The sequence below is a fragment of the Kitasatospora sp. NPDC091257 genome (assembly GCF_044757675.1).
GTDB classification, from domain to species: Bacteria; Actinomycetota; Actinomycetes; order Streptomycetales; family Streptomycetaceae; genus Kitasatospora; species Kitasatospora lactacystinica.
Genome location: NZ_JBIVVI010001237.1, coordinates 1 through 2,591 on the forward strand (window position 1 = coordinate 1; position 2,591 = coordinate 2,591).

General features: G+C 72.4%; 3 protein-coding genes. All 3 read right to left on the reverse strand.

What is annotated here, in order from left to right; all coding sequences use genetic code 11:
• Positions 1–202 precede the first annotated feature (202 nt).
• The 3 genes from ACIQOV_RS36720 to ACIQOV_RS36730 all read right to left on the reverse strand — a co-directional run bounded on the left by ACIQOV_RS36720 (position 203) and on the right by ACIQOV_RS36730 (position 2,497).
• Positions 203–835 carry an AAA family ATPase gene (locus ACIQOV_RS36720; protein WP_401055137.1) on the reverse strand — a complete coding sequence of 211 codons (633 nt, stop codon included), beginning with the start codon at positions 833–835 and terminating at the stop codon, positions 203–205.
• 55 nt (positions 836–890) lie between these two features.
• The gene (locus ACIQOV_RS36725; RefSeq protein WP_401055138.1) at positions 891–1,313 is read right to left on the reverse strand and encodes a hypothetical protein; all 423 of its coding nucleotides are present in this window, start codon (positions 1,311–1,313) and stop codon (positions 891–893) included.
• Between the two features lie 446 nt (positions 1,314–1,759).
• Positions 1,760–2,497 carry a response regulator transcription factor gene (locus ACIQOV_RS36730; RefSeq protein ID WP_401055139.1) on the reverse strand — a complete coding sequence of 246 codons (738 nt, stop codon included), beginning with the start codon at positions 2,495–2,497 and terminating at the stop codon, positions 1,760–1,762.
• Between the last annotated feature and the right edge of the window lie 94 nt (positions 2,498–2,591).

Consider the following 2,591-nt stretch of genomic DNA (forward strand, 5'->3'; position numbering starts at 1 on the left):
GGTGGCGGTGGCGCCGATCACGCTCGACCTCACAGGTTGCAGGGGCGGTCTGCCCGCAGTCTCCCCGCCGCGGGCGTGCCGCGGGAGAGCCCGGGCACCCTCGGCGGGGGAAACAACCGGTGTCCCCGAAGGGCAGCCCGCCCGCACCTCGCGTGAGAAGTCGGCCCGGCCGACTTCCCGTGCGCGCCTCAGCCGCCGGAGCTCAGTCGAACCGGATGTGCCGGACCCCTGTCCAGGCCCGGCGGACGCGCCCCCGGAGAACGCCCTCGGTGTTCGGAGCGAGCGTCAGCCCCGAAGCGGCGGCGATGCGGTCGGCCACCTGGGCGACCGTCAGCCGGTCGGTCCACACGTGCTGGGCGAACTCCTCCTCGCGCAAACGCTCCAGGCACACGTCCAGCTTCGACACGGCGAAGCTCTCCCGGCGCAGCGGGGCGTCCTTCCCGGCCACGAACTGCACCACGTGCCCGAAACCGCGCTCACGCAGCCGTCGCAGCACCGTGGCGCGCTCGGCCAGCAAGGTGAAGTGGCGGACGTCATGGCCGCGTTCCCGCAACCGACCGACGGTCTCCCGGAAGTACACCGGCTCCACGACCGTCATCGGTGCGATCACCACACCGTCGTGATCGGTGAGGACTCGGTCCAGCACGTCGACGACACCTTGCCGCCAGGCGGGAAGATCCTGGAAGTCCCCGCGCATCGACGGCGGCATCATCCGGTGCAGGCCGAAACCCACGTGCTCGGGGTCGCAGATGACGCTGCCCGGAAGGCGCCACCGGATCTCGTGCGCGGTCTGAGTCTTGCCGGCGCCGAACGGGCCGTTGATCCACAGGAGCATGCGCAGACCCTAGCTCCGCCCGGCAGCGCCCGGCCCGGGGCCTCCACTCCCACCGTCAGTAGCTGTAGTGGGGCCAATGCGGATCGTCCCAGCGGGCGGGCCCGGTGAGACCGATCAGCCGCAGACGGTGGAGCAGGTCCTCCGGTGCGTCGTGCGCCCTCAGCCGGGCGGGGGCGTGGCGGGTGAGCCAGGCGGTGAGCACGGCCACCATGGCGTCCTTGTCGTGCCAGGTCCTCCAGGGGAGTTGGTCGACGAGCAGGTCGTAGTCCCACGCGTCGACGGCCTCCGCGAGGTTCCGGTCGGCCGTCGGATGCTCCAGCGCCGCCCAGACGTCGAGCCAGGGGCTCAGTTCGCCGGACGCCTCGACGCACAGGACGAGGGTCCCGTGCGCGTCCGCGAGGGGGTCGGCGGTGACGAGGCTGTGGCCCAGAACGCGTGCAGGAACTCCCGCACGGCCGCGGCCTGCTCCCGGGGCCACTCCTGCCAGCGCCCGCGGGCGAGCGAGAGACCGATCTCGTCCTGGTACCGGGACGACTCGGACCGGCTGTCGACGAGGGCGCACGCGAGCTGAGGCAGGACGCGGCGGAGCACCGAGCCGTGGTCGCTCCAGTCGGGGGCCTGCCAGGTCCGCCGGAGGAGGTCGGGATCGAGCCGCACGCCCGGCACCTTGAGGAAGGCGAGCTCTTCGGCGCTGCCCCAATGGCACTCGCAGTTGTGCTCCTCCGGGCGCGCGGTCGCCCCCTGGAGGACGAGAGCGAGGCCCTCCAGGGCCGCGCCGAGGCGCAACTCCGCACGTCGGATGTACACGTCGGTCATCGGCTCCTTCATCACCGCCGTCGCCGGCGGGGAGTTCGACTTCGGGCTCCTCTGAGCGCTCCCCGCTCCACGCGGTGCCTCGCCCGGCCGGGCGAGGCACCGCTTCCGTCAGATCAGGCCGCGCCGCATCGCGTACCCCACCGCGTGGGCCCGGTTGCGCAGGCCGAGGCGGGTGATGATCTCGTGCAGCACGTTCTTCACCGTCCGCTCGGAGTACGAGGTCTTGGCGGCGATCTCGCTGGTGTCGAAGCCCTCCGCCACCAGCTTCAGCATCTCCGCCTCCCGCGCGGTTAAGGTCGAGAGGGTCAGGCCCCTCCCGTCCAGCATGGTGCGCTGGAGGATCCCGATCCGGTCGAGCAGCTCGCCGAGCAGGTCGCCGGGCATCACGCCCTCGCCGTTGGCCAGGGCGGTGATGAGGTGCACCAGCCGGTCCTGGTCGGCCTCGGACCTCCGCAGTACGGCGGCGACCCCGTTCTCCACGATGGTCTGCAGCCCGCCGGCCTCGAAGTGGCCCACGACCAGGCCTATCCGGCCCGACGTCGCGAGCCGCAGCCGCCGCAGGTGCTCGGTCACCGTCTCCGTCAACGAGTCCACCACCAGCAGGGAGACCTCGGCCTGCCCGGCCTCGCTCTCGCTCAGCAGTTCCACCTCGGGCCGCTGGCGCAGCTGCTGGACCACTCCGGTCTGCAGGATGAGGTCCTCCGCGTAGACCGCCACCCGCACCTGGGCCGGCCTGCCGCGCAGTTGGGCGGGTACGCGCGGGACGGCGGCGCCGGCGGGCTTCGGTGCCACCGCGGTCCGGCGGGCTGTGACGACTTCCTCACGGGTTGTATCGGTCGACGTCATCGAACTGCTCCATTCTGCAAGTGCCTGCGAGGGTGACGGCCGGGCACCGCGAGGCGGTGCCGGCCGGGGGCTTGGGGGCGGGTCACGCGGAGCC